The 26,223-nt window shown below is 69.7% G+C and carries 23 protein-coding genes and 4 tRNA genes; 12 read left to right on the top strand and 15 right to left on the bottom strand.

Going from position 1 to position 26,223, the window contains the following annotated elements; genetic code table 11:
* Positions 1-118: 118 nt before the first annotated feature.
* The gene (locus CES90_RS35585) at positions 119-1,573 is read right to left on the bottom strand and encodes an FGGY family carbohydrate kinase (protein ID WP_189781293.1); all 1,455 of its coding nucleotides are present in this window, start codon (positions 1,571-1,573) and stop codon (positions 119-121) included.
* 66 nt (positions 1,574-1,639) lie between these two features.
* Positions 1,640-1,945, bottom strand: a complete 306-nt coding sequence (locus tag CES90_RS35580; RefSeq protein WP_189781292.1) for a YtxH domain-containing protein — start codon at positions 1,943-1,945, stop codon at positions 1,640-1,642.
* A 187-nt stretch (positions 1,946-2,132) separates the two neighbouring features.
* On the opposite strand from CES90_RS35580, the gene CES90_RS35575 reads away from it, so the two are divergent.
* The 3 genes from CES90_RS35575 to CES90_RS35565 all read left to right on the top strand — a co-directional run bounded on the left by CES90_RS35575 (position 2,133) and on the right by CES90_RS35565 (position 2,557).
* Positions 2,133-2,205 (top strand) — tRNA-Asn (locus tag CES90_RS35575).
* Positions 2,206-2,210: 5 nt separating this feature from the next.
* A tRNA-Asn gene (locus CES90_RS35570) sits at positions 2,211-2,283 on the top strand.
* Positions 2,284-2,483: 200 nt separating this feature from the next.
* Positions 2,484-2,557 (top strand) — tRNA-Ile (locus tag CES90_RS35565).
* Positions 2,558-3,305: 748 nt separating this feature from the next.
* On the opposite strand, the gene CES90_RS35560 is transcribed toward CES90_RS35565, so the two are convergent.
* Positions 3,306-3,506, bottom strand: a complete 201-nt coding sequence (locus tag CES90_RS35560) for a hypothetical protein (RefSeq protein WP_189781291.1) — start codon at positions 3,504-3,506, stop codon at positions 3,306-3,308.
* A 304-nt stretch (positions 3,507-3,810) separates the two neighbouring features.
* Between CES90_RS35560 and CES90_RS35555 the strand changes: the two genes are divergently transcribed.
* The 3 genes from CES90_RS35555 to CES90_RS35545 are packed head-to-tail and all read left to right on the top strand — an operon-like array spanning position 3,811 to position 5,413.
* On the top strand, positions 3,811-4,062 hold the full coding sequence (locus tag CES90_RS35555; protein ID WP_189781290.1) for a hypothetical protein: 252 nt from the start codon (positions 3,811-3,813) through the stop codon (positions 4,060-4,062).
* Positions 4,037-4,552: a DUF6879 family protein gene (locus CES90_RS35550; protein ID WP_189781289.1), complete on the top strand. Its 516-nt coding sequence runs from the start codon at positions 4,037-4,039 to the stop codon at positions 4,550-4,552. Before CES90_RS35555 ends, CES90_RS35550 begins: the two co-directional genes overlap by 26 nt.
* Before the next feature lie 6 nt (positions 4,553-4,558).
* Entirely contained in the window at positions 4,559-5,413 is an 855-nt protein-coding gene (locus CES90_RS35545; RefSeq protein WP_189781288.1) for a helix-turn-helix domain-containing protein, read from the top strand.
* A 57-nt stretch (positions 5,414-5,470) separates the two neighbouring features.
* Here CES90_RS35545 and CES90_RS35540 read toward each other — a convergent pair whose 3' ends face one another.
* From CES90_RS35540 to CES90_RS35500, 9 genes are all read right to left on the bottom strand, one after another.
* Positions 5,471-5,689, bottom strand: a complete 219-nt coding sequence (locus CES90_RS35540; RefSeq protein WP_208921481.1) for a hypothetical protein — start codon at positions 5,687-5,689, stop codon at positions 5,471-5,473.
* Between the two features lie 38 nt (positions 5,690-5,727).
* Positions 5,728-6,402 (bottom strand): LPXTG cell wall anchor domain-containing protein, encoded by a 675-nt coding sequence (locus CES90_RS35535; RefSeq protein ID WP_189782786.1) that lies wholly within the window; start codon positions 6,400-6,402, stop codon positions 5,728-5,730.
* A gap of 208 nt (positions 6,403-6,610) precedes the next feature.
* Positions 6,611-7,150, bottom strand: coding sequence for a hypothetical protein (locus tag CES90_RS35530; RefSeq protein WP_189782785.1), 540 nt, complete (start codon positions 7,148-7,150; stop codon positions 6,611-6,613).
* A gap of 99 nt (positions 7,151-7,249) precedes the next feature.
* Positions 7,250-7,852 (bottom strand): aminoacyl-tRNA hydrolase, encoded by a 603-nt coding sequence (gene pth / locus CES90_RS35525; RefSeq protein WP_189782784.1) that lies wholly within the window; start codon positions 7,850-7,852, stop codon positions 7,250-7,252.
* Between the two features lie 72 nt (positions 7,853-7,924).
* Positions 7,925-8,518, bottom strand: coding sequence for a 50S ribosomal protein L25/general stress protein Ctc (locus tag CES90_RS35520; protein WP_189782783.1), 594 nt, complete (start codon positions 8,516-8,518; stop codon positions 7,925-7,927).
* Positions 8,519-8,705: 187 nt separating this feature from the next.
* Positions 8,706-9,680 carry a ribose-phosphate diphosphokinase gene (locus CES90_RS35515; RefSeq protein ID WP_189782782.1) on the bottom strand — a complete coding sequence of 325 codons (975 nt, stop codon included), beginning with the start codon at positions 9,678-9,680 and terminating at the stop codon, positions 8,706-8,708.
* A 109-nt stretch (positions 9,681-9,789) separates the two neighbouring features.
* Positions 9,790-11,238, bottom strand: coding sequence for a bifunctional UDP-N-acetylglucosamine diphosphorylase/glucosamine-1-phosphate N-acetyltransferase GlmU (gene glmU, locus CES90_RS35510; RefSeq protein WP_189782781.1), 1,449 nt, complete (start codon positions 11,236-11,238; stop codon positions 9,790-9,792).
* 118 nt (positions 11,239-11,356) lie between these two features.
* Positions 11,357-11,428, bottom strand: a tRNA-Gln gene (locus CES90_RS35505).
* A 15-nt stretch (positions 11,429-11,443) separates the two neighbouring features.
* Positions 11,444-12,304 (bottom strand): hypothetical protein, encoded by an 861-nt coding sequence (locus tag CES90_RS35500; RefSeq protein WP_189782780.1) that lies wholly within the window; start codon positions 12,302-12,304, stop codon positions 11,444-11,446.
* A 167-nt stretch (positions 12,305-12,471) separates the two neighbouring features.
* On the opposite strand from CES90_RS35500, the gene CES90_RS35495 reads away from it, so the two are divergent.
* The gene (locus CES90_RS35495) at positions 12,472-13,812 is read left to right on the top strand and encodes a sensor histidine kinase (protein ID WP_189782779.1); all 1,341 of its coding nucleotides are present in this window, start codon (positions 12,472-12,474) and stop codon (positions 13,810-13,812) included.
* Between the two features lie 49 nt (positions 13,813-13,861).
* Here CES90_RS35495 and CES90_RS35490 read toward each other — a convergent pair whose 3' ends face one another.
* Together CES90_RS35490 and CES90_RS35485 are read right to left on the bottom strand one after the other, a co-directional pair.
* Positions 13,862-14,356: an SUKH-3 domain-containing protein gene (locus tag CES90_RS35490; protein WP_189782778.1), complete on the bottom strand. Its 495-nt coding sequence runs from the start codon at positions 14,354-14,356 to the stop codon at positions 13,862-13,864.
* Between the two features lie 168 nt (positions 14,357-14,524).
* Positions 14,525-15,025, bottom strand: coding sequence for a YwqJ-related putative deaminase (locus tag CES90_RS35485; RefSeq protein WP_189782777.1), 501 nt, complete (start codon positions 15,023-15,025; stop codon positions 14,525-14,527).
* 417 nt (positions 15,026-15,442) lie between these two features.
* On the opposite strand from CES90_RS35485, the gene CES90_RS35480 reads away from it, so the two are divergent.
* The 3 genes from CES90_RS35480 (at position 15,443) to CES90_RS35470 (ending at position 20,536) form a co-directional block, all read left to right on the top strand.
* Positions 15,443-16,462, top strand: coding sequence for an SMI1/KNR4 family protein (locus CES90_RS35480; RefSeq protein WP_189782776.1), 1,020 nt, complete (start codon positions 15,443-15,445; stop codon positions 16,460-16,462).
* Between the two features lie 7 nt (positions 16,463-16,469).
* Positions 16,470-19,424: an SUKH-4 family immunity protein gene (locus CES90_RS35475; protein WP_189782775.1), complete on the top strand. Its 2,955-nt coding sequence runs from the start codon at positions 16,470-16,472 to the stop codon at positions 19,422-19,424.
* A gap of 215 nt (positions 19,425-19,639) precedes the next feature.
* On the top strand, positions 19,640-20,536 hold the full coding sequence (locus tag CES90_RS35470) for a coiled-coil domain-containing protein (protein ID WP_189782774.1): 897 nt from the start codon (positions 19,640-19,642) through the stop codon (positions 20,534-20,536).
* 171 nt (positions 20,537-20,707) lie between these two features.
* On the opposite strand, the gene CES90_RS35465 is transcribed toward CES90_RS35470, so the two are convergent.
* Complete coding sequence (locus tag CES90_RS35465) at positions 20,708-22,201, bottom strand: MFS transporter (RefSeq protein WP_189782773.1); 1,494 nt, start codon at positions 22,199-22,201, stop codon at positions 20,708-20,710.
* A gap of 455 nt (positions 22,202-22,656) precedes the next feature.
* Between CES90_RS35465 and CES90_RS35460 the strand changes: the two genes are divergently transcribed.
* Positions 22,657-23,475 (top strand): ABC transporter ATP-binding protein, encoded by an 819-nt coding sequence (locus CES90_RS35460; RefSeq protein ID WP_189782772.1) that lies wholly within the window; start codon positions 22,657-22,659, stop codon positions 23,473-23,475.
* Positions 23,472-26,051, top strand: coding sequence for an ABC transporter permease (locus CES90_RS35455; RefSeq protein ID WP_189782771.1), 2,580 nt, complete (start codon positions 23,472-23,474; stop codon positions 26,049-26,051). Before CES90_RS35460 ends, CES90_RS35455 begins: the two co-directional genes overlap by 4 nt.
* Positions 26,052-26,223: the final 172 nt, after the last annotated feature.

Here is a 26,223-nt window from a genome sequence, read left to right as displayed (position 1 = left end):
GACGGGATGCACCACCCCCCATCGTCGAACACTCCACCCGCGTTACCTCAACCGAATTAACCCATCGGTGAAGGCATGGTGCCGCACCGGCGAAGGCGATCAGGGCCGACAGGAGAGATCAGGTGCGAAACGCCCCGGGGTGAGTCTGCTCACGAACCGACACGTACTGCTGCCGAACCGCCTGCCCCACGGCCAGCTCGTCCCCCGGCTCCAACACCTGCGCGGCCGCCCCCGGCCACATCGGCGGCGTACGGGGATCAAGCGTCCCCTGCGTCACCCCGAGCGCCCACGCCGCCTGCCGGGCAGCCCCCACGGCCGCGTAATCCGCCGGCTGCGGCACGACGACCTGCACCCCGAACAACGCCGGCGCCGCGGCCTGCACCGCGGGCAACTCCGCCGCCGCACCGAGCAGGAAGATCCGCCGTACGTCCACGCCTCGCCCCCGCAGCACGTCCAGCGCGTCCGCGAGACCGCACAGCATCCCCTCGAACGCGGCCCGCGCGAAGTGCTCCGGCTTCATGGACTCCCGCCGCAGCCCGGCCAGCGTCCCCGCCGTGTGCGGCAGATTCGGCGTCCGCTCACCCTCCAGATACGGCAGCATCACCAGCCCGTGCGACCCCGGCGTCGACTTCATCGCCAGGTCGGACAGCCCCTCCAGATCGGGCACGCCCAGCATCTCGGCGGCCCCCCGCAGCGTCCGTACGGCGTTCAGTGTGGTGACGACCGGCAGATGCATCCCCGTGGCGTCGGCCAGCGACGTGATCATGCCGGTGGAGTCGATGAGCGCCTCGGTATGGACGGCCATGACGGACCCGGAGGCCCCCAGCGACACCACCGCGTCCCCGAGCCCGATGCCGAGCCCGAACGCGGCGGCCATGGTCTCCCCGGTCCCGGCGGAGATGAGGAGCCCCTCCGGGGTCGTACCGGCGGCGTCCGAGGGCCCGAGCACCTCGGGAAGCATGACCTGATGCCCGAGCGCCATCTCGACAAGGTCGGTCCGGTACTGCCCGGTCGCCGCGCACCAGTACCCGGTCCCCGAGGCGCCGCCCCGGTCGGTGGTCCGCCGGACCGGCCGCCCGAGCAACTGCCAGACCAACCAGTCGTGGGCCTGCATGAGCACAGCCGTCCGCATCGCGGCATCCGGCTCCGTACGGCTCATCCAACGCAGCTTGGTCACCGGCTGCGCGGCCCCCGGCACGCACCCCACGGCCTCCGCCCAGGCGCCCCGCCCGCCGAGCGCGTCGACGAGGTCGGCCGCCGCGACCTGCGCCCGCTTGTCACCGCCGACCATCGCCGGACGCACGGTGTTGCCCTGCGCGTCCAGCGCGATCAGCCCGTTCTGCTGCGACGACACCCCGATCGCCTGCACACCTTCGAGCAGCCCGCCGGTGGCCGCCTCCCCCAGGGACAGCAGCCACGCCTGCGGATCGACGTCCGAGGGGCGCCCCCCGCCCTCGGCCGACTCCAACGGGTGCGGGGCATACCCCTGCCTGAGCACGGCCCCTGTGTCCGAGTCACAGACGACAATGCGCGTAAAATCGGGCGAACTATCCAGCCCGGCGACTATCCCCATGGCAGAAATTCTGCCGCACGGGAAGGGGTGGAGCCGCCCGCTGGTCTGCCTGGCGCGATGCGGCCCTTATGTATCGCTGGTCCCCCAGTCATCTCCGGCGGAGCCGTTCGCGTTGCGTTCGCGCAGGGAGCGGACCCGTTCCGCCACCGACTCGGGCACCCGGTCCCCGACCTTCTCGCTGACCACGTGGTACGCCTTGCCGGCGATCTCGCGCCCCTGCTGGGCGGCCGATTCGGCGGTGTTGCGCACGGCGGGGTTCTGGGCGAACTGCCGGGCGGACTTCTTCAGCTGCTCGTAACGTTCGCGCCCGGCTCGTGTGCCCAGTACGTAACCCAAGGCCACTCCGGCGACGAATGTGAGCCGATAGCGCATGGCGGCCACCCTTCCTTGCGTCTGCGTAGTTGCGTCTGCGTCGGTCTCTCGCGCCGCCCTGCAGGGGCGCCGGGCACGGGGATACCGATTGGCGGAGCACCCCCCTGCTTGCGCTAATGTATGTGTCGCAGCGAGCGCACGCCCCCTGGCGAATACCCAGGTGGGTACGTTCGATGCAACGAGGCATTCCTCCGTAGCTCAATTGGCAGAGCAGCCGGCTGTTAACCGGCAGGTTACTGGTTCGAGTCCAGTCGGGGGAGCTCGGTCCTCCGTAGCTCAATTGGCAGAGCAGCCGGCTGTTAACCGGCAGGTTACTGGTTCGAGTCCAGTCGGGGGAGCAGCCTGAACGAGGACCCCGTAGGGGTCCTTTTTCGTGTCCGGGTTCCGCGTCCGGCTTCCTGCCCAGGGAACCGCGGGGGCGGCGTCGATGTCCTCAAGGTCAAGAACGCATGCGAAGGCCGACCATCCGAAGCAGGAGATCGTATGAGCGGCTATGCTGCGGCAGACGGCGCGCACAAATGTGCGCGACACGCCGTACGGGGCGGTAGCTCAGCCGGTTAGAGCAGCGGACTCATAATCCGTCGGCCGTGGGTTCGAGTCCCACCCGCCCCACTTCAGCCCTTCGGTGCAGGAACGTTTTCACCTGCGGAAGCGCGTCGGCCCCTCCGGTTGGAAGGGGCCTTTTTCATGCCTGAAGATCGTTAGCTCAGTCGAAGCTCAACCGAAGTGCAGACGATCACGACATGGAGCGGCCCCGGCCGGGATCGGCGTCCGGCCGGGGCCTGGTCCCGCCCGCCCCCAGAGCTCACGGGGTGCAGGGACGGGCGGGAGTCTTTGGTGCGGTGACCCGCGGCCGTTCGGGGGTGCCGGCGCGCGGGTCACCTGACCGCCCACCCCGCGCAGGACCGGGGTCACCCTAGGGCGGCCTCACCCCGGCGCCGGAAACCTGAAAGAAAACGGCGCCAGGGGAGTTCAGTGGGGTATGGGCGTCTGGGCGCCCTCAGGTCGCCTGGCCTTCGGGGGCCTGCCGCCGTGGCACGGGCACTCGCACCTTCGCTGGAGGAGAATGCCGTTCGAGTGGGGCAGCGGTATGTCGACCTGCGTGCACCGCTGATGCCCGTCTTCGTAGCCGGGCTGCTGTGAGACCGCGCATTCCGGTGACAGTTCTGTGCTCACGGCTGCTCCGAGATGGGCACGAGGTCGTATGCGTGACGGCAGGGAGTGCAGGCGAACAGGCCGGGTGTTCCCGAGCCCGAGCCTTGGTCTGCGGGGAGGCGTACCAGGCGCGCGGTGCGGGTGTAGCCCTGATGCCACGAGCAGTAGGCGAACGAGCTGGTGGGCTGGCCATCCTTGGTCGTGGTCATGTCGCGGCCTTGTGCTTGGGGTGGCAGCGCATCTCCACCTCGAACATCGTGGCGCGGCGGATGTCGCCGTCCTTCTCCGCCTGGGCGCGCTGCACCTCGAGGGCCTCGCACACGTCACAGCCCGGCTTCGGCCGTGGCGGTCGCGTCGGGTCGGGCAGTGTGATGGGCGGCTCAGACGCCGTCTGCTGGGGGCTCACCTCGCACCCTCCGGACAGGCCTGGAGGGCGGGCTCTGCCGCCTCAGTTGGGCGGGTGGTAGGAATTGACATGTCGGCGCTCCTCAGCAGCGTTGGCCACACCCCGGGAGGCAGCCACCTCGCCGGGGCTTTGTCGTAACCGCCGACGTTAGGAACCACCACCGCGCGACCGCCACGAAGTTGCACGGAATTACATGCCAGTTGAAAACAGAGGTGGCAGTCCATACGCGGTCTTGACCGTGCGCCACGAGAGGCTGACGGTGGTGTAAATCGCTGCAACCAACTAGCGCGAGAGGCCAGCCTTCATGAACATTCGCTTCGTCGGGATCGACCCCGACACGGACGAGGACGGATGCCCCACGGTATGGGTGGACACGGATACAGCAGACCTGCTGATCCAGAGCTACGAGGCCGACGCGGAGACGAGCACCACGTGCGACTCGCTGTCGCCGGCCAGGGCACCGATCCCGCCCGGCGAAACGGTCATCAGGATCCCGGCCCGCATGATCCCGATCATCAGGAAGGCGTGCGATGAGCTCGATCCCGGAGTTCGCTGAACTCCTCGCCAGCACCGAAAAGTCGGCGGTCCACCTGGAGATGCGGGACGCCTACTACACCAACCCCCGCTTCGAGGGCTGGCAGCGAGGAGAGCGCGTCGACTGGGATGACCGAGCGTCCTGGTGGCGTCCGTTCCACCAGCAGATCGCGGATGCTGTCGCCCGCGGCGTGGCCGTGCGGCGTGCCCGGATCGTGTCCGAGCCGGTCACCGACTACATCAGGTGGGAGCACTACCAGACCCATGCCAATGTCGAGGCGGGCGAACGGGTGCGATGGCTGCCCCGGAGCCGGGCATGGGATCTGTTGCTGCCGGGCAGCGACTTCTGGGTGTTCGACGGACGCCTGATGCGCGTTCACCACTTCTCCGGTGACGGCGACTGGATCGCCAAGGAACTGTGCGACGACCCGGCCCTGGTGGAGATGCACGCGGCCGCGTTCGAGAAGATCTGGGAACGGGCCATCCCCCACGACGAGTACGAGATCAAGTAGCCAGCGATGCCCTCTTTCCCCACGTCCAGCGTGCAGGAAGCGCGCGCAGCTCTCGCGGCACGTCTGCGGGAGCTGCGCCTGGACGCGGGCATCACCGGCAAGGAACTGGCCGTGCGTTGCGGCTGGTCCGTCGCCAAGTCGTCCCGGATCGAGAACGCGCACACGCCGCCCTCCGACAAGGACATCAGGGCCTGGTGCCAGGCCTGCGGAGCGGAGGCCCAGGCGGCGGACCTGATCGCGGCGAACCGGCAGGCCGACTCCATGTACGTCCAGTGGAAGCGGCTCCAGCGCACCGGCATGCGCCAGCTGCAGGAGACATCCACGCCCCTGTACGAGCGCACCCGCCTCTTCCGCGTGTACGCCTCCCACGTGATCCCCGGCTATCTGCAGACGCCCGGCTACGCGAGGGCCCTCATGGGGACCATCGCGGGTTTCCGAGGTACTCCCGACGACGTGAGCGAAGCCGTGGAGGCGCGGGTGCGTCGCTCCCGTGTCGTCCACGAAGGTGACCACCGGTTCGCCACGCTCGTCGAGGAGAACGTGCTGCACCACTGTGTCGGCGACGCGGAGGTGATGGCCGGCCAACTCGGGCATCTCCTCGCCGTCATGGCGCTGCCGTCGATGTCCCTGGGGATCATCCCGGCTGCTGCATCCAGGGAACAGATCATGTGGCCTCTGGAGCAGTTCACGGTCTTCGACGACGCGCGCATCCATGTGGAGCTCCTTGCCGCGAAGGTGACCGTAACGGCTCCTGGCGAACTGGACATCTACCTGCGTGCGTTCGCCCGGCTCACCGACCTCGCCGTGTATGGGGCCGACGCCCGTGCTCTGATCCTGAAGGCCATCGAGGCGCTGAACTGATCCCGGGCATGACGAAACGCCCCCTGCACGGCCGCATGGACCGTGCAGGGGGCGTCGTCATATGTACAGGCGGCGCGTGGGGCCGAGGGCCGCGAGCGGGCCGTTGCCGTCGCTGTTGCCGGGTTCGTCGGGTGGCGGGGCGCCGTCCCGTCGGCAGACCAGCGCATCGGGATCGTCGGCCGGCGCCTGGAGGCTGTAGCCGTCCGGGCAGGTCTGCCCGTTCTTCCCGTCCTCTCCGGGCTCGCCCTGGGGCCCGGACGGTCCTGGTGCCCCCACGGTCGTACGACCGTGGGGGCACCGCTTTCTGTGAGGGGTCAGCCCCGGCCACCCGCCCTGCGGCGACGGAACACCAAGTAACCACCGGCGGCGACGAGGACGCCCGCGACCGCCGCGATCGGACCGACCGGCGCCCCGGCACCCGTCTCGGCGAGGTCACCGCCCGAACCGCCCTGCGGGGAGGCGGACGCCGCGGGGTCGGAGACGGACTCGGACACCGGGTCGGACTTCGCCCCGTCCGACGGCGTGGACGCCCCCTTGTCACCCTCCTTGCCGCGCTCCTCCTCCTGCGCGTTCACGTCCCCGTCGCAGTCCGTCCAGAACACCTTGTGCTTCGCGGATCCGTGCTCACCGTCGAAGTTCCAGAACAGCTTGTAGTGACCGTCGGGCAGCGACAGATCCTCCGTACGGCCATGCCCCGCGGCGTCCAGGCTCAGCGCCCCGGACTTCACCGTCTCACCCTTGACCTTCGCGGTCGGGGCCCAGGCCTCGATGTGCCAATCCACCCGCTGACCGCCGTCGAAACCGAACGCGTCCAGATAGAAGGTGCACACGTGCGGCTCGTTCTTCTTCAGCTCCTCACCGGTCGCCGCGTCATGGATCTTCACGGTGCCGTTGTCACCGGGCGGCGTGGCGTGCGCGGCGAAAGGAGCGGTCAGCACCGCGGCTGACGTGGCGACGGCGAGAGCGCCGAAGCGGATGAGGGTGCGCATGGGCAATCCATCTTCGAGACGGGAACGGAAGATGTGGAGGGGGCGGCTCAGCTTCCAGTTCCGGCGAGATCCGGTCAAGTGGCTGAACACCCCGTCTGGCCGATCCGTTACGGTTCGCCTCAAACGTCCCGGATAACGATCAGGGAACGTACAGACATTCCACAGACGCGCGCAGGGCCGGATGAAACCGTGAAGGAGAAACCCCAGATCAGAGCGCCACCCACGCCGCCGTGACCAACGCTACCCCCGCGCCGCCCAGCACCCACGCCGAACGAGTCATCCGCAGCCCGCCCGCCACCACCACCGAGGCGAGCAACAGCGCACCGCCGAGCGGCACCCAGGCGTGCAACAGACCCGCCGGCCCCGTCCGAACGACCTCACTGCTGCCCGGCTTCACCACGACCATGTACGTCTTGCCCGACTCCACCGCCACGGTCTGCTCGATGTCGACCCGCTTCCGCGCCGTCGACCCCACCGACACCGGCACGTACGGCCCCCAGCAGGTCTCCTCGCCACACCGCGAGACGGTCATCGTCCCCTGCTCACGCCCCTTGCTCAGCATCACGTGCTGGGCACAGTCCCAGGAACCCCACACCCCCGCGACCAGAATCACCACAGCCACGACACCCATCGCCGCGAGCCGCCCGTACCGGAACGCGGCCGCCGTGCCGCCGCCCTTGCCACCTCTGCCGCGCGACGCACGGGCATGCCGCGAACGCGGAGAGGTCTCGGTGGTTGTCGCAGGCATGGCGGGGATCATTGGCCATGGACCTGTGGTCGGTCAACCCCCGCAGGCCAGCACGGGCGGCCGACCGAAAACAGGACTTATGGACTCATCCCGATCGACTCACGAGTTGTACGTCCCCTGCGCCCGCTCCAACCCCTCGATGACCAGACACTCCACCGCGTCCGCCGCCCGGTCCACGAAATAGTCCAACTCCTTGCGCTCCGTGGAGGAGAAGTCCCTCAACACGAAGTCCGCGACCTGCATACGACCCGGCGGCCGACCGATCCCGAACCGCACCCGGTGATAATCCGACCCCATCGCCTTCGTCATCGACTTCAGCCCATTGTGACCGTTGTCACCACCGCCCAGCTTCAGCCGCAACGTCCCATAATCGATGTCCAGCTCGTCATGGACCGCCACGATGTTCGCCACCGGCACCTTGTAGAAGTCCCGCAACGCGGTCACCGGACCACCCGACAGATTCATGAACGACATCGGCTTCACGAGAACCACCCGCCGGTTCCCCGGCCCCGGCGGCCCGATCCGCCCCTCCACCACCTGCGCCTGAGCCTTCCCCGCCCGCTTGAACCTCCCCCCGATCCGCTCGGCCAACAGATCAGCCACCATGAACCCCACGTTGTGCCGGTTCATGGCGTACTCCGGTCCAGGATTCCCGAGCCCCGCGATGAGCCAGGGGGCACTCGGATCGGTCGTCACGTCCATGTCTCCTTACGCAGCAGCCGCCGCTCCCGGAAGGGAACGGCGGCTGACAGTCTGCTACGGCCCAACCGAAGCTCAGGCCTTGGCAGCCTCTTCGCCCTCGCCGGCCTCCTCCGACGGCTCCTCCGCCTGAGCGGCCAGAACCTGCAGGACGACGGCGTCCGCGTCGACGGCCAGCGTGGTGCCCTTCGGCAGCGTGATGTCCTTCGCGAGGACGGACGCACCGGCCACCAGACCCTCCACGGACACCGTGACGGACTCCGGGATGTGCGTGGCCTCGGCCTCGACCGGCAGCGCGTTCAGCACGTGCTCCAGCAGGTTGCCACCCGCCGCCAGCTCACCCTCGGTGTGCACGGGGATCTCGACGTTGACCTTCTCGCCCTTCTTCACGAGCAGCAGGTCGACGTGCTCCAGGAAACCCTTCAGCGGGTCACGCTGCACAGCCTTCGGGATCGCCAGCTCGCTGGTCTTGCCGTCGATGTCCAGCGAGATCAGGACGTTCGGCGTACGCAGCGCGAGCAGCAGGTCGTGGCCCGGCAGCGTCAGGTGCAGCGGCTCCGCACCGTGACCGTACAGAACACCGGGAACCTTCGCGTCACGACGGATACGACGGGCCGCACCCTTACCGAACTCGGTACGCGTCGACGCGGTGAGCTTCACCTCGGACATGATCACTCCTCGTAGATAACTAGGGGACAAGGTCACCCGGCCACACGAACGGCCTGCTACGAAGAGCGCGTCGATAACGGACCACCACACCTGCGAAAACAGGCACGGCCTCCCTCGCCGAGCAACTTCAGCAGTCTACTCGGAGGGGGAGGCCGTACCCAAAACGATCTCTACCGCACGTAGATCTCTACTGCTCGTCGAACAGGCTCGTCACCGAACCGTCCTCGAACACCTCACGCACCGCACTCGCGATCGTCGGCGCGATCGACAACACCGTGATCTTGTCCAGATCCAACTCACCCGGCGTCGGCAGCGAGTTCGTGAACACGAACTCGCTCACCTTCGAGTTCTTCAGCCGGTCCGCCGCCGGACCCGACAGCACACCATGCGTCGCCGTCACGATGACGTCCTCCGCACCATGCGCGAACAACGCGTCCGCGGCGGCACAGATCGTGCCACCCGTGTCGACCATGTCGTCCACCAGAACACACACACGACCCTTGACCTCACCCACGACCTCGTGGACGGTCACCTGGTTCGCCACATCCTTGTCACGCCGCTTGTGCACGATCGCCAACGGCGCACCCAGCCGGTCGCACCAACGGTCCGCCACCCGCACCCGACCCGCGTCCGGAGACACCACCGTCAACTTGCTCCGGTCCACCTTGGCGCCCACATAGTCCGCCAGCAGCGGCAGAGCGAACAGGTGATCCACCGGACCATCGAAGAAGCCCTGAATCTGATCCGTGTGCAGATCCACCGCCAGAATCCGATCCGCACCCGCCGTCTTCATCAGATCCGCGATCAGACGCGCCGAAATTGGTTCACGCCCACGGTGCTTCTTGTCCTGCCGCGCGTAACCGTAGAACGGCACGATCACGGTGATGGAACGAGCCGACGCACGCTTCAACGCGTCGATCATGATCAACTGCTCCATGACCCACTGGTTGATCGGAGCCGTATGGCTCTGAATCACAAAGCAGTCCGCACCACGCGCCGACTCCTCATAACGGACATAGATCTCACCGTTCGCGAAGTCGAAGGCCTTCGTCGGGACAACCCCGACACCCAACTGCTGGGCGACCTCCTTGGCAAGCTCGGGGTGGGCGCGGCCGGAGAAGAACATCATCTTCTTCTCGCCGGTCGTCTTGATCCCGGTCACAGCACTGTCTCCTCAGAGGTTTCTCAGCCGGGCGCGCGAACAGCAAGCCCAGCCGGGGTGCGGGTGTGCACTTATCACGGTACGCCGTCCCAGACGCACCCGTTTCCGGTCAGCTTTCGCCTTCCACCTCCCGAGAAGCCACCTCGGCCGCCTTCGCCGCCGCGCTCCCCGGACGCTTACGAGCCACCCAACCCTCGATATTCCGCTGCTGACCACGGGCCACAGCCAACGAACCGGGCGGCACATCCTTCGTGATCACGGACCCCGCCGCGGTGTACGCACCATCCCCGACCGTGACAGGCGCCACAAACATGTTGTCCGAACCGGTCCTGCAGTGCGACCCCACAGTCGTGTGGTGCTTCTGCTCCCCGTCATAGTTCACGAACACGCTCGCCGCGCCGATGTTCGTGTACTCACCGATCGTCGCGTCACCGACATAGGACAGGTGCGGCACCTTGGTCCCCTCGCCGATGTTCGCGTTCTTGGTCTCGACGTACGTACCGATCTTGGACTTGAGCCCGAGGCGGGTGCCGGGCCGCAGATACGCGAACGGCCCCACGGTCGCCTGCGGACCGACCTCGGCGCCGTCCGCGACCGTGTTGTCGACCCGGGCCCCGGCCCCGACCCTCGTGTCCTTCAACCGCGAATTCGGACCGACCTCCGCGCCCTCACCGAGGTGCGTGGCACCGAGGAGCTGGGTCCCCGGGTGGACGACCGCGTCCTGCTCGAACGTGACGGTCACATCCACCCAGGTGGTGGCCGGGTCGACGACGGTCACACCGGCCAGCATGGCCTCCGTCAGCAGCCGGTCATTGAGGATCCGACGGGCCTCCGCCAGCTGCACCCGGTTGTTGATACCGGCGATCTCACGGTGGTCGCCGGCCACGGAGGCACCGACCCGATGCCCGGCTTCCCTGAGGATCCCGAGGACGTCCGTCAGGTACTCCTCACCCTGGGAGTTGTCCGTCCTGACCTTCCCGAGCGCGTCCGCGAGCAGCTGACCGTCGAACGCGAACACCCCCGAGTTGATCTCACGGATCGCACGCTGCGACTCGGTGGCGTCCTTGTGCTCCACGATCTCCGTCACGGCACCGGAGGCGCCGTCGCGCACGATACGGCCGTAACCGGTGGCGTCCGGGACCTCGGCGGTCAGCACGGTGACCGCGTTGCCGTCGGCGGCGTGGGTGGCGGCGAGGGCCTGGAGGGTGGCGCCGGTGAGCAGCGGGGTGTCGCCGCAGACGACCACGACCGTCCCGTCGACGGTCCCGCCCAGCTCCTCAAGACCCATGCGTACGGCGTGCCCGGTGCCGTTCTGCTCCGCCTGGACCGCCGTACGTACGCCCGGGTCGATCTCGTTCAGATGCGCGGCGACCTTCTCGCGGGCGTGCCCCACGACCACGACGAGGTTCTCCGGGTCCAACTCGCGCGCGGCGGCGAGTACGTGGCCGACCAGCGAACGGCCACAAATGCTGTGCAGAACCTTCGGTGTGGCCGACTTCATACGGGTGCCCTCACCCGCTGCGAGTACGACGACGGCTGCCGGGCGGGTTGCGCTCACGGGGATGCCCTTCGGCTGTGGATGGGTGAGGTGTGGACATCCGCAGGATACCGGGGCGTTGTGAGGGGGAAATGTGAGCGGGTCCTGACCGTCTGGGGTCAGGACCCGAACCGAGCAGCTCCGCCGGCTGGATTCGAACCAGCACTGCAAGGCTTCAAAGGCCTGCGGGCTACCGTTACCCCACGGCGGATCACTGCATCAGACCCTACCGGAGACGCGCAGGGGCCATAGCCACCATTCCCTGCCACCAACCTTCGATGCGGCGGTACAGGTCAGCGCCTTGGGCGACACGGATCACCAGGCAGCCTCGGTAGTTCTCGCCCACGTTCTTCCGGACCGTCTTGGGGTTGTGCTTCTTGATGGTCGTCCTCTGGAACGTGGAGACGTCGACTCCGACCAGGTCGGCCCAGTAGCGCTTCGCACCTTCGACGTCCGCTGTCATGTGGATCATGACCCGGTAGCGCCGACGCTCGGGTTCAACGCCCAGGAGGTCCAGCCAGGCCATGTAGATGCCGATCACTCCAGGGTCGCTGTTGACGAACAGCACGTTCTCGCGTCGGTCGTACGGCTTGTCCTTGGAGCCCTCGGCCCAGTACAAGGCGACTCCTGCGATGAACAGGTCGCGGTCTGTCATCGTTCCCATCTCCTGGGTCGCGGCCGCTTTGGTGCGCTGGCGCTCCTCGTCACGGATCGCCAGCTCGTGCTCCCACCTCTTACGGGCTGCGAGCTTCGCCTGTTCCGTCGGGTCTCGCCGCTCCGGCTTCGGCAGGTCCCGAACCCAAAGCGAGATCGAGCTCTTCGAGCAGCCCAGCTCCACCTGGATCTGGTCGTACGTCCAGCCCTGGAGGCGTAGCTCTCGGGCCCTGTGTCGCAGGTCGTCCTTGGCGTTCGGGCGCTTGGTCCACTCCGGTGGGGGCTCGCCCTCCAGGAGGCGGTTGAGGATGTCGTTGTTGTCGACGTGGAGCCGGTCGCGGATCTGGCGGCGGCTGAGGCCTGCTCGGCGCAGGGCGACTGCCCGCTCCCGCAGGCCCTCGAAGTCGGCGCATTTGCCGTGTGCGTGTGCCATGGGCATACCGTCTGGGCGGAATGGGGGGTTCCAGGATCGAACGGTGGGCGATTCAGTAGTTCGAGCGATACCGGGTGGTTTCGCTTCTGTTCGAATGCGGGGTGTGGTGTAGGCCAGTACGGGAAACTCGCCGGAAAAGCGGGGGTGCTCGAACGTAGGCTTGGGCTATGACCACGACGGGGGAAGACCGCACCGGGGCCGAGGCGGGGGAGAGGGCCGGGCCGTGGTGGTGGGAGCGGCGGCGGGGGGTGCTGCTGGACGGCGGGTTGGCGCTGGTGTCGGCGGTCGAGTGTGCGGTGCGGGGGGAGCGGTTCGCGGGCGAGGCCGGGTTGCCGGTGGGTGTGGGGGTTGTGTTCGGGGCCGCCGCGGGGTCCGTTTTGTTGGTGCGGCGGATGTGGCCCGTCGCCGTCGTGTTGGTCTTCGTCGCTGTCGCGCCTGCTCAGATGGGGTATCTGATGGGGCTCGTCGGGTTGTACACGCTGGCGGCGTCGGAGGCGCCGCGGCGGATCATCGGGGCGTTGTCGGGGATGGCGTTCGTCGGTGTGTTCATCGTGTGGTTCGTGCAGACGACGCGGAGCAATGTGAGTGGGGGCGCGGGGGTCAGTGGGGAGTGGTTCGCGCCGTTCGTGTCGTTGGCGGTGGCGATCGGGCTGACCGCGCCGCCGGTGCTGCTCGGGTTGTACGTGGGGGCGCGGCGGCGGTTGATGGAGAGTTTGCGGGAGCGGGCGGACTCGTTGGAGCGGGAGCTTCAGTTGCTCGCGGAGCGGGCGGAGGAGCGGGCGGAGTGGGCTCGGGGGGAGGAGCGGACTCGTATAGCGCGGGAGATGCATGACGTGGTCGCGCATCGGGTGAGCTTGATGGTTGTGCATGCCGCTGCCTTGCAGGCGGTGGCGCGGAAGGATCCTGAGAAGGCCGTGAAGAATGCGGCGCTTGTGGGGGACATGGGGCGGCAGGCGTTGACCGAGTTGCGGGAGATGCTCGGGGTTTTGCGGTCGGGGGAGGGGTTGTCGTCGGTGGTGCGGGCGGAGCCGACGGGGGTGCCGTTGGCTGCGGTGGGGGCGGCTGCGGCTGCGGCCGCGGCGGCTTCGCGGGCGGAGGAGGAGTCGGGGGAGGGGCCTTGTCTGGCGGAGTTGGGGGAGTTGGTGGGGCAGTCGGCGGCTGCGGGGATGGTCGTCGAGTTGTCGGTGGAGGGGGAGGTGCGGGCGTATGCGGCTGATGTGGAGCAGACGGCGTACCGGGTGGTGCAGGAGGCGTTGACGAACGTGCACAAGCATGCGGCGGGGGCGAAGACGCAGGTGCGGTTGGCGCATCGGGCGGCGGAGATCGCGATGCAGGTGGAGAACGGTCCGCCGCCGGAGCCGGGGGCGGCGGGGGCCGCGCGGTTGCCGAGTGGGGGGAATGGGTTGCTCGGCATGAAGGAGCGGGTGGCTCGGCTGGGGGGCGTGTTTGTGTCGGGGCCGACGGAGGCTGGGGGGTTTCGGGTGTCGGCGGTGATTCCGGCGGCGTAGGCGCGCTGTCCCCGGCGGCACGATTGCCCGCGGTGGTGGAGGCGACCTCTCAGCCTGTTGTGAGCCGTACCGGGGCGTTGCCGGTGAGGAGGGTGGTGAGGGCGGCGTCGATGTGGGGGCCGAGGTACCAGTCGCCGGTGTGGTCGAGGGCGTAGGTGCGGCCGCTTGTGTCGATGGCGAGGAGGGCTCGGGTGGCCGTTTCGTGGCCGAGGGGGCTGACCTCGGTGTCGAGGGCGCGGCCGAGGTCGCCGAGGGTGCGGGCCATGTGGAGGCCGTGGAGGGGGTCGAGGTGGAGGTCGGCGGGGGCGAGTTGGCGGCCGGGACCTTGTGAGGTGAGGTGGAGGCCGCCGAATTCGGCCCAGGCTTCGACGGCCGCGGGGAAGACGGCGTGGCGGTGGCCTGCGGGCGAGGTGTGCTCGCGCAGGGTGTCGGCCCAGATTTCGGCCTGCTTTATGTCCCAGCGTCCGGGCTGCCAGCCGGCGGCGCGCAGGGCGGCGTCGACGGGTACGGAGAAGCGCGTGGTCGAGGTGCGGTCGGTGTGCATCTGCCCTTTGTTCGTCGGGGGGTTCGTTGGTGGGGACTTCGGCCTATCAGGTGTTCCTGTGGGTCCGGGGTGGGTTTTGTGATTTCCGGGGTGTTCCTTCAGGGATGGTGCTGGGGGCTGTAGAGACGGTGTTGGGGGTTCTTCGGTTGCTCGGTGGGGGATTGCCCGTCAGTTCTGCTGTGTGGGGTCCACGATGCGGACGCCGAAGTGGGCGCTGAGGGCGGTGCAGGCGCGGCAGGGGGTGGCGAAGCCGCCGTGGAGGGGGTCGCCGTCCTCGCGGATGTGGCGGGTGGTGAGTTTGGCCTGTTTGAGGACTTTGCGGGCTTCGCCGTTGGTCATGGGTCTGCGGGCGGCGCGCTTGCTGCGGGCGGCGTCGGCGGTGGTGATGTGCCGGGAGATGAGGATGGCCTCGGCGCAGCGGCCGGTGAAGCGGTCGCGTTGTGCGGTGGCGAGGGAGTCGAGGAACTCCTGGACGAGGGGGTGCAGGGGTGGTGCGTGGTCGCCGCGGGCGGCGGTGCCGGTGAGGGTTTCGCCGCGTACGGAGAGGGCGGCGGCGACGGTGGGCAGGATGCCGTCGCGGCGGTGGAGGAGGGCGGGGGCATGCGGCTGTTCCGCGGTGCTCCAGCCGATGCGGGGATCGCCCGAAGGTCCCGCCTGCGTCGTGCTCATGATCGTCGTCCCCTCCTGTCGCATCCCCCGTCAGCGGACACAGAGTGCCAAACGGTGTGGCGGGTGCGGAAGCTGGGGTTGTGCGACACGCCCGGGCTTCGGCGCACGGTGAGGGTGGTGTGACGGCTGGTCACGGAAGCGGAGGCCCGGTGACCGGTGTCGCCGTACCGCATAGGCTGTCGACAACCGCGGTCCGTGCGGTTCCCGCGATCGAGGGCAGATCGAGAGCTGATGGAGAGCTGATCGAGTGCCGGTCGGGTGCGGGGGCTGGGTGGATCGGGGTGTGGGAAGAGGCTGGGTACGAGGGTGTGCACGGGCCTTTTCGCCGCCGGTTGGACCAGTCATTACTGAGACAGCAGTCAGCAGCAGTCAGACCGTCAGAACAGGTCACACAGAACGCCGCAGGGGGCTACCGCCATGACGACAGGTCGGCTCGGGCAGCAAGCCGCGCCGCCGAACGCGGCCTATGCCGGGCAGGTCGTGCAGTTTCCGGACCCGGTCCGGGCCGCGCGTCATCCGAGGGGTGTCCGTGTTGACGCGCACGGCTATCCGGACTTCTCGCCCTATGCGCGTGCCGCGGCGGAGATCGCCGATCCTCCGGAGGGGTTCGGTGTGGACGAGTTGCGGTTGACGGACTATGTGTCCGCGAACGCGGCGCTGGCGGCGACCGGGCATGAGTTGTGGGACACGATTCCGACGGTGGCGACGCCGCACGGGTGGACGTGGCATCACGTCGCGGGCGGTCGGCGGCTGGAGTTGGTGCCGGTCGAGGTGAAGGCGCTGCTGCGGCATCACGGTGGTATCGCGACGGCGCGTGTGGATCAGAACAAGCGGGGCACGCGGCCGTTGCAGGAGACCCGGCCGGCGCATTTCGGGTTGCCGAAGTCGTCGGCGGTGGCGGTGACGGAGTCGCAGGTGCAAGGGGTCGAGGAGGATCTCGGGTACCGGCTGCCGGGTGCGTACCGGTCGTTCCTGAAGGCGGCCGGTGGTTGTGCTCCGGTGGGGGCGGCGCTGGACGCGGAGTTGGGGCTGCTGGTCGATCAGCCGTTTTTCACGGTGCGCGACGAGGCGGCCGTCAACGACTTGGTGTACGTCAACAAGTGTCTGCGGGACCATCTCACCAAGGATTATCTGGGTGTCGCGTTCGCGCAGGGCGGGTTGCTGGCGGTGAAGGTGAAGGGCGACCGGATCGGGTCGGTGTGGTTCTGCGCGTACGACGACGCCCGTGATGTCGATCCGTCGTGGCCTCCGGCCGAGCGGGTGGAGCGGTTGCTGCTCCCTGCCGGTGAGGACTTCGACGCGTTTCTGTCCCGGTTGGCGGGAAATCCGCCGGAGTTGGAGACGGTGGCGAACCTGATGGTGGACGGTGGCTTCGCACGTGCTGTGCCGGTCGCCGCGGGTGCCGCGTCGTCTTCGGCGTCCTCGGTGGGGGAGTGAGTTTTCGATGGTGACGTTCGCTCAGGCGCAGGAGCGCGCCGAGGAGTGGATCAACGGGGAGCTGCCCGGTTATCAGCACCGTGAGGTGCGGGTGCGGGAGTTCGAGCTCGGGTTCGTGGTGTGGGCGGAGGACCGTGCGGACGGTCCGCGTTCCGATGGCGGCGCGCAGCGGCTGGTCATTGCTCGGGACAGTGGGGAGGCCACGCTGTGGCCGGCGCTGCCGGTGGGTGAGGTGATCCGTCGTTACGAGGAGGAGTACGGCCGTACGGAGGCGGCTCCGGCGGCTGCGCCTGCGGCGCCTCCGGCGCGGGTGGATCTGAACCAGACGTCGTTCCTGCTGACTCCGCCGGAGTGGTTGCAGGACGCGGCGGACAAGCTGGGGATTCCGGATCGTCGGTCGGGGTCGGGTGCGTCCGATGGTGCTGGGTCCCGTCCGGCTGCGGTTGCGGATTCGATGGGTGGCCCGGGTGGCCCGGGTGCCAATGGGGTGTCCGGGGGCGCGGGGGCGATGCCCGAGACGATGCCGGGTCAGGGGACGCCGCCTGGGCCCGTGACGTCCGGTACGTCTGTCACTCCGGCCGATGCGACGCCGTGGCCGGCCGCCGCGTCGGCGGATGACGAGGTGCGGGACGTGGTGCCGCCCAGGGACATCGGCGAGCCGCACGACGCGGTGCCGGGTGTGCCTGCCGGGGCGACTCCGTGGGCGGGGACGGACACCAACGCCGAGGCGGAGGACGACCGTTCGGTACCGCTGCCGCAGACGGTGTTCGCGCCGCAGCTGTCCGAGGTGGGCGAGGAGCACGACACTCCGCCGCCGGGCGCGGCGCCGGACGCCAAGACCGCGCTGATGTCCGGGGGCAGCCAGCTTCCGCGTACGACGGTGGCTCCCGCGGTGGGCGGTCCCGGCCCCGATCTGGGAGCGCCGGGCGGGCCTTCGCAGCAGCCGCCGCCGCACGGGCCGGGTACGCCGCCGCCGGGTGCGCCTTCGTACGGGTACCCGGGTGGGCCGGTCCCGCACGGGCCGGGTACGCCGCCGCCGGGTGCGCCTTCTTATGGCTATCCGCAGGGAGCGGGTGGCCCGCAGGGGTCCGGTCCCCGTACGCCGCTCGCGCCCCACGCCGGTGACATTGCCGACGCCGCCACCAGTAAGGCGGCGCCGCCTCCGCGTCGGGGTGGCCGGGGCGGTGGTCCGGGTGCGCCGCCGCCTCCGGCTCCGCCGGGTACCCCCGGTACGCCGGGCGCGCGTCCGGGCGGTACGCCCGCGCCGCAGTCCGGGCCCGGTGCTCCGGGGAACCCGGGGACTCCGGCGGGTGGTTACGTGCCTACGCAGCTGGTTTCGGCTCTTGGCCCGGACGGGCCGGAGGGATTGGCCGGCGGTCCGGGCACGCCCGCTCCCGGTCAGCCCGGCGGTCCGGGTGCCCCCGGCGCTCCGGGTCAGCCTGGTACTCCAGGTGCCCCGGGCGCTCCGGGCGCGCCGAATCCGCCCGGGGGTACGCCCGCAGGTGGTGTGCACCATGCGGCGACCATGCTGGCCGGTCCCGCGGTGGGCGGCCCGGGCGCGCCGCTGCCGCCGGGGCCTCCTGGGGTTCCGGGCCAGCCGCCCGCTCCCCCCGGTCCTCCGGGTGCCCCGGGTGCCCCGGGTGCCCCGGGTGCTCCGGGCGCGCCGAATCCGCCTGGGGGTACGCCCGCGGGTGGTGTGCATCACGCGGCGACCATGCTGGCCGGACCTGGCGTGGGTGGCCCGGCTGCGCCTGGTGCTCCTGGTGCTCCTGGGCAGCCGGGGACGCCGCCGGGTGGCCCCGGTCCCGTACACCACGCCGAGACGATGCTGGCGGGGCCTCCGGTCGGTGGGCCCGGCGTGCCCGGAGTCCCGCAGCCGCCCGGCCCGCCGGGGATGCCGCCGGGTGCTCCGCAGGGGATGCCGGGCCGGCCGCCGATGGGGATGGGGGCGCCCCCCGCGTACGGCTACCCGCAGCCGCCCGCCGGTCAGCCGACCGTCGGCCCCGGCTACCAGGCCGTACTGCGCTACCGCGCGCCCGACGGCTCCGAGCAGCAGGTGATCCGGCGGTCCGCGCCGGGCACCCCGCACCCGGAGTGGCAGATCTTCCATGAGCTGCGCGGTATGAACATCCCGCCGGAGGCGGTCCTCGAACTCCACACGGAGCTGGAGTCGTGCGAGCTGCCGGGTGCGTACTGCGCGCGGATGATCCGCGAGCAGTGGCCGAACGCGCGCATCACGTCCATCGCCCCGTACGGCAAGGACCATGCGAGCCGGCAGCAGGGAATGGCTCAACTCCTCGCGCACCAGGGCGAGTTGCACCAGGTGGCGGATGGTCCGGCGCGGCCCGCGCCGGTGCGGGCGCCGTTGCCGCCGGTGCAGCCGGCGCCGCCGATTCCGCCGGAGGCGATCGGGCAGGAGCTGGCGGCGGTGTTCGGGCCGGGGGTGTTCCGGTTCGACCAGCAGGCGGTGTCGCGGCAGGGCGTTCCGCCGATCGTGGCGCACACGCTGGTCGTGGCGGGGCTGCCGGTGGACATGGGGCCGTTCTTCTGGGCGCAGGCCCAGCCGGGGCGTCCGGTGCCGACTCTGGCGGAGCTGGCGCAGGAGCGGGGTGTGCAGCCGGCGGCGGACGCGGGCTCGTACCTCGTGATGGGCAGCGACTTCGGCAAGGCGCTGTGTGTGCAGTACGGCACGGCGAACATCGTGGCGGTACCCGTGGAGGCGGGGCCGGGCGGTGCGCCCGTACCGCCGCAGTTCGTGAACACGGGCCTGCCCGAGTTCGCGCGTTGTCTGGCTCTTCTCGGCCGGATGTGGCGGCTGCGCTTCGGTCTGAACCAGGAGCAGGCGGGCCGCTGGACCGTCGATTTCCAGGCTCAGCTCGCCGCCCTCGACCCGGCGGCGCTGGCGTCGCCGGAGAGCTGGTGGTCGGTGCTGCTGGAGCAGATGTGGGACGGATTGCTGTAAAGCGCCACCGCCACGGTCGTGGTCGCTGACGGCGGTCGTGGGAACGGAACAGGGGCTGGGCCCGGTCGCAGGACCGGGCCCAGCCCCTGTTTCCGTTCTCTCTTGCCGTCGTCCATGACCTCGTACGGAGTGTCGCGTTATGAACACTTCCGTCCGATACATCAAGATGTGCGCGAAATCATCATTTCGTGTGCGTCCGGCGGAGAGGGTCCAGCATGAGCAGCGCACCGACGGCGCCCCACGGCTTCACGCTCGACTTCGACGTCGTACGGCGTGGTTACCGTCCCGACCAGGTCTACGCCTGCGCGGTGGCGCTCTCGCAGGACCGTGACGCCGCGTGGGAGCGGGCCGCCCGGCTGACCGTGCTGGCCAAGGACATGGACGCGGAACTGGCCCGGCTGCGCGCGACGGTCGCCGGGCTGGCCCCGCAGACGTACGAGGCACTCGGCGGCCGGGCCCGCGAGCTGTTCGAACTCGGGGTCGAGGAGGCCGGGGCGGTGCGTGCGGGCGGGCGCCTGGAGGCCCAGCGGATCGTCGAGGAGGCGGAGGAGGCCGGGCGGCGGGTGCTTCAGGCCGCGCAGGCGTACGCCGACGGGGTGCGTGGCGAGGCCGACGAGCGGGCCCGGCACCGGTTGCTGGCCGCCCAGGCCCAGGCCGACGACCTGCGCATCGGGGCGCGGCGCGCGGTGAAGGAGGGCCGGGGTGAGGCCCTGGCCGCGCTGCGGGAGGTGCGGGAGCGCACCGAGGGGATGCTCGCCGAGCTGGACAGGGAGTACGCCGAGCGCGTCGCCGACATCGAGCGCGACATCGCCGGGCGCGAGGCTGCGTTCGAGGCCCACCACACGGCACGCGTCGCCCAGGCGCAGGCCGCCGTCGCAGAGGCGGAACGCGTCCTCGCCGACTCCGCGGGAGCCGCGGCCCAGATCCAGGCCGAGGCCGAGGCCCGCGCCTGCGAACTGATCGCGGAGGCCCGGATGCGCGAGGAACGCATCATGCGCGAGACCGAACGCATCCTGCGCGAACACGGCGAACGCTCGGACGAACTGCAGGCCCAGATGGACTGCGTACGCGCGAGCCTGTCGGCGCTGACGGGCAACGCGCAGGGCGAGTAGTCACATCCGGGCGACGAACAGCCTTGTCGGCGCCGTCCGCTTTCTGGAGGAACTCGTCGCTGGTGTCCCCGAGTTCGGCGAGGTCTACGAGATCCATGTCGGCGGAGTCGGCGGAGTCGGCGGAGTCGTGGGTCCGCTGCTGTCCGCGTAGCACGCGACGTCGCGAGTGGCTCAGTCCTTCAGTACCGGAAACCTCCGCGGCGCCACCACCAGCAGCACCACGAACGCCACCGCCGCCGCAGCCGCCGCTCCCAGGTACACGGCGTGGACCGCGTCCGCGACGGCCCTGCGGACCGGCTCGGCGGCTGTGCCTGAGTCGAGGGAGTGGGTCACGGCGTCCAGGTCTCCCGCGCCGCCGAGGCGGGACGCCAGCACGCCGTTCGCCACCGCGCCGAACACGGCCGCGCCCAGGGTCTGGCCCGTCTGGCGGCAGAAGAGGATGGACGCGGTGGCGGTGCCGCGCTCCTCCCACTCCACCGTCGACTGGACGCCCACGATCAGGGGGAGTTGGAAGAGGCCCAGGGCGGCGCCGAGGAGGAGCATCAGCAGCGTGGGCTGCCAGGCCTCGCCCGGGTAGGGGAGGAGCGGGAAGGCGAAGAGGAGGGCTGCTGCCGCCGCCATGCCCAGGAGGGCTGTGTCGCGGAAGCCGATCCTGCGGTAGACGTGCTGGCTGAAGGCCGCCGACACCGGCCAGCTCAACGTCCAGATGGACACGACGAATCCGGCGGCCACCGGTGCCAGGCCCAGCACCGACTGGGCGTAGGTCGCGAGGAAGACCGTGGGCGCGACCATCAGCAGGCCCAGTGCACCGAGGGCGAGGTTCACCGCGGCGATCGTGCGGCGGCGCCACACCCAGCCGGGGACGATCGGTTCGGCGGCCCGGCGTTCGATCAGGACCAGTGCCGCGATCAGGGCGACTCCCGTGCCCAGCAGGGTGATTGAGGGCCAGGAGAGCCAGTCCCAGGCCACCCCGCCCTGCACCAGCGCCGTCAGCAGGGCGCCTCCGCAGGCGAAGACCGTCAGGGCGCCCGCCCAGTCGATACGCGGCCGACTCGTCGACTCCCGCCGCGGCTCGTGCAGATGACGGGCCAGCAGCCACAGCGCGGCCGCGCCGAGCGGGAGGTTGATGAGGAAGATCCAGCGCCAGTCCGCGTAGGCGGCGAGCACTCCGCCCACCCCGGGACCCGCCACCGCCGACATCGCCCACACCGTGGACAGCTTGGACTGGATCTTGGGGCGTTCCTCCAGGGGGTAGAGGTCGGCGGCCAGCGTCTGCACGGTGCCCTGGAGCGCTCCGCCGCCCAGGCCCTGGACGATACGGAAGGCGATCAGCGAACCCATGTTCCAGGCGAGCGCGCAGAGCAGCGAGCCCAGCAGGAACAGGGCCGCGCCCACGATCAGTACCGGTTTGCGGCCGAAGGTATCGGAGAGCTTGCCGTAGACGGGGAGCGTGACCGTCACCGCGAGCAGATAGCCCGAGAACAGCCAGGAGAAGACGGAGAAGCCGCCGAGGTCCGCGACGATCTGCGGTACGGCGGTCGAGACGATCGTGGAGTCCAGCGCGGCCAGCCCCATGGCCAGCATGAGGGCGACGGCGACGGCTCTTCGTCTGTCGGTTCCGGTGTGCTGTGCCGAGTCGCGTACCGCGGGTCGCGTGTCGCCCACCGGATTCCTTCCCCTTGCACCTGTCTGCCGCGGAACACCATGCCACTTGGCCCGCCCGTCGCCCGACCACCACCCCTCAACGACGCGCTTCGCGCGGCCCCTGCTGAATTGTGGCGGCAGGGTGCAGCCTGAGTGCGCCGGAAGGGGGACGCGGACCCCGAGACGGTCTCGTCCCGGCGGGCCAGTTCCCCTAGGGGTACCTCCGTACTACGGCCAGGGCAGGGTTCGTACCGTCGGAGGACGAGACGGCCCCGCCCTCGTCCTTAACCTGGCTTTACGCCGCTGGAGGGCGGTGCACCGGACCGGTGGGGGTGGGGTTTTCCCCAGCAGAAGACTGCGCCGGGCACCAGCGCGCCGGACCCCGTCGGGGGACCAGACTCAAGGGCACATCACCTCGTACGACTTGGCACCTCACTTCGTACTGCTTGTCCGCTGACCGACATAGGAGACATACCGTGACATCGGCTGTGACCATCACCAGGCACGGGGGTACTGGAGGGACTACGGCCGTTGCCGCGCGGGCGCGGCAGGTCGTGAAGGCGTACGGGTCCGGGGAGACCCGTGTCGTCGCCCTCGACCATGTGGACGTGGACATCGCGCGGGGGCAGTTCACCGCGATCATGGGTCCTTCGGGGTCCGGGAAGTCCACCCTCATGCACTGCCTCGCCGGGCTCGACACCGTGACGAGCGGCCAGATCTACCTGGACGACACCGAGATCACCGGGCTGAAGGACAAGAGGCTCACGCAGCTGCGCCGGGACCGGATCGGGTTCATCTTCCAGGCGTTCAACCTGCTGCCGACGCTGAACGCGATAGAGAACATCACCCTGCCGATGGACATCGCCGGGCGGAAGCCCGACAAGCAGTGGCTGGGGCGGGTCGTGGACACGGTCGGGCTCTCCGACCGGCTCAGGCACCGGCCCACCCAGCTCTCCGGCGGTCAGCAGCAGCGCGTCGCCGTGGCGCGGGCGCTGGCGGCCCGGCCGGAGATCATCTTCGGTGACGAGCCGACCGGGAACCTGGACTCGCGGGCCGGCGCCGAGGTGCTCGGCTTCCTGCGGCGGTCGGTGGACGAACTGGGCCAGACCATCGTGATGGTCACCCACGACCCGGTGGCCGCCTCGTACGCGGACCGCGTGCTGTACCTGGCCGACGGGCGGATCGTCGACGAGATGTACAAGCCGACCGCGGACACCGTCCTGGACCGCATGCACCTTTTTTCTGGGGGACACCCCCAGACCCCCAACTTCGACGCGCGGGGGCGTACGTCATGAGTGTCATGAAGACCTCGATGCGCAACTTCTTCGCGCACAAGGGACGGATGGCGCTGTCGGCCATCGCGGTCATGCTGTCGGTGGCGTTCGTGTGCGGCACGCTCGTGTTCACCGACACGATGAGCACGACGTTCGACAAGCTGTTCGCGGCCACCGCCTCCGATGTCACGGTCAGCGCCGAGGACGCCTCGGGCACCGGTGAGACCCAGGCCGACAACGGCAAGCCGCCGGTCATGCCCGCCTCCGTGCTCGACAAGGTGGGCGGCGCGGAGGGCGTCAGGTCCGCCGAGGGCACGGTCTTCTCGACCTCGGTGACGGTCGTCGACGCCGACAAGGACAACCTCTCGCCCACCAGCGGCGCCCCGACCATCGTCGGCAACTGGAACGCCAACGACGCCCGCACGATGAAGATCGCCTCCGGCAACGCGCCGCGCGGGCCGGACCAGATCATGGTCGACGCGGACACCGCCGACAAGCACGGGCTGAAGCTCGGCGACGAGATCGGTGTGATCTCGGCCGTCGGCACGCACCGGGCCAAGGTGGCCGGCATCGCCGAGTTCCAGGTCACCAACCCCGGCGCCGCGATCTTCTACCTCGACACCGCCACCGCTCAGAAGACCCTCGTCGGCGAGACCGGCGTGTACACCAACGTCAATGTCACCGCCGACGCGGGGATCACGGACGCGCAGCTGAAGAAGAACGTCGCCGCCGAACTGGGCGGCGCCTACAAGGTGCAGACCGCCAAGGAGGTCGCGGACGCGAACGCCGCCGACGTCCAGGAGTTCATGGGCGTGATGAAGTACGCGATGCTCGGCTTCGCCGGGATCGCCTTCCTCGTCGGCATCTTCCTGATCATCAACACCTTCTCGATGCTGGTCGCCCAGCGGACCCGCGAGATCGGTCTGATGCGGGCCATCGGCTCCAGCCGCAGCCAGGTCAACCGCTCCGTGCTCGTCGAGGCGCTGCTGCTCGGCGTCTTCGGCTCGGTGCTCGGTGTCGCCGCGGGCGTCGCCCTCGCCATCGGCCTGATGAAGCTCATGGGCGCCACGGGCATGAACCTGTCCACCGACGACCTCACCGTTGCCTGGACCACCCCGGCGGTCGGCCTGCTCCTCGGCATCGTCGTGACCGTCCTGGCCGCGTACGTGCCGGCCCGGCGCGCCGGCAAGGTCTCCCCGATGGCCGCCCTGCGCGACTCCGGCGCCCCACTGGACGTCAAGGCCGGTGTCGTACGGGCCGCGATCGGCCTGGTCCTGACCGGCGCCGGTGGCTACTGCCTGTACCTGGCGTCCGCCGCCGGCAAGGCGGGCGAGGGCTCGATGTGGCTCGGCGGCGGTGTCGTGCTGTCCCTCATCGGTTTCGTCGTCATCGGCCCGCTCCTCGCGGGTGCCGTGGTCCGCGTCCTGGGCGCGCTCGTCCTCAGGATCTTCGGCCCCGTCGGACGGATGGCCGAACGCAACGCGCTGCGCAACCCGCGCCGTACCGGAGCCACGGGCGCCGCCCTGATGATCGGCCTCGCGCTCGTCGCCTGCCTCTCGGTCGTCGGCTCCTCCATGGTCGCCTCGGCCACCGAGCAGCTCGACAAGACCGTCGGCACGGACTTCATCATCCAGTCCGACACCGGCCAGCTGATCACCGCGCAGGCGGTCGAGGCCGCGCGCTCCGCCGAGGGCGTCGACAGCGTCACCGAGTACAAGTGGACCCAGGCCGACTTCACCACCCCCGACGGCAAGACCCTCAAGGACACGGCGATCACCGCCGCCGACCCGAGCTACGCCACGGACCTCGCCACCGAGACCGTCGCCGGCAACCTGACGGACGCCTACAAGCCCGACTCGATGTCCGTCCACGAGGAGTTCGCCAAGGACCACGGCATCGAACTCGGCTCCAAGGTCTCCGTCGCCTTCCAGGGCGGCTCCACGGCCCGGTTGACCGTACGGGCCATCACCAGCAGCGACGTCGTCATCGACGCGGGCGCCATGTACACGGCCATCGACACCATGGCCAAGTACGTCCCCGCCGAGAAGATGCCGCTCGACCAGCTCCTCTTCGCCTCCGCGAAGGACGGCCAGGAGACGGCCGCGTACAAGTCCCTCAAGGACGCCCTGCACGACTACCCGCAGTACGAGGTCCGCGACCAGACCGACTACAAGGAGGCCCTGAAGGGCCAGATCGACCAGCTCCTCAACATGATCTACGGCCTGCTCGCCCTCGCGATCATCGTCGCGATCCTGGGAGTCGTGAACACCCTGGCGCTGTCGGTGGTCGAGCGGACGCGCGAGATCGGCCTGATGCGGGCCATCGGCCTCTCACGACGCCAGCTGCGCCGCATGATCCGCCTGGAGTCGGTCGTCATCGCCCTGTTCGGCGCGCTGCTCGGCCTGGGCCTGGGGATGGGCTGGGGTGCCACCGCCCAGCAACTCCTCGCCCTGGAGGGCCTGAACGTCCTCGACATCCCCTGGCCGACCATCATCGCCGTCTTCCTCGGCTCGGCCTTCGTGGGCCTGTTCGCGGCCCTGGTCCCGGCGTTCCGGGCGGGCCGGATGAACGTCCTGAACGCGATCGCCACCGAGTAGCCACCGAGTAGCCACCGAGTAGCCACCGAGTAGCCACCGAGTGAGTGGCCATGGGCCACGGGGGAACCGGGGGAGAGCCCGGCGCCGGGAAGTCGACACTTCCCGGCGCCGGGTTCCACCGCTTCAAGGGGACGTACGTTTCAAAGGGGGCGTACGACTCAAGGGAAGGTGA

Source organism: Streptomyces capitiformicae (genome assembly GCF_002214185.1).
GTDB lineage: Bacteria > Actinomycetota > Actinomycetes > Streptomycetales > Streptomycetaceae > Streptomyces > Streptomyces capitiformicae.
This window is presented reverse-complemented; position numbering and strand designations above follow the sequence as displayed.